At 62.2% G+C, this 503-nt stretch carries 1 protein-coding gene; it reads left to right on the forward strand.

Features of this window, described 5'->3' with window-relative positions; translation table 11 throughout:
- Positions 1-12: 12 nt before the first annotated feature.
- Positions 13-503 (forward strand): cbb3-type cytochrome c oxidase subunit I (locus AC1D0P_RS28430; protein WP_477679794.1); only part of this gene is annotated, 491 nt, incomplete at its 3' end.

Here is a 503-nt window from a genome sequence, read left to right on the forward strand (position 1 = left end):
CAATTGGACAGCGTGTTCGACAATGCCGAGCTCGAACGCAGGCTAGCCAAAACCTGGCAGACGAAGCCGGGGATCTGGGGCGCGCTTTCGACGGTGGACCACAAGATCATCGGGCAGCGCTATGTCGCCACCGCCTTCGTCTTCCTGCTGCTCGGCGGGCTGCTGGCAGTGGCGATGCGCATCCAACTGGCGCAGCCGGAAGCGCGCTTCATCGGTCCGGACCGCTACAACCAGATCTTCACCATGCATGGCTCGAACATGATGTTCCTGTTCGCCGTGCCGGTCATGGAAGCCATGGGTGTCTATCTCGTGCCGCTGATGGTCGGCACGCGCAACATCGCATTCCCGCGCCTGAACGCCTTTTCCTACTGGATGTATCTCGCGGGGGGCTTGCTGCTATGGATCGCGTTTGCGCTCGATGTCGGACCCGATGTCGGCTGGTTCGCCTATGTGCCGCTCTCCGGACCGGAATATGGCACCGGCAAACGGGCGGACATCTGGGC

This window comes from Polaromonas sp. P1_G2 (assembly GCF_056405515.1).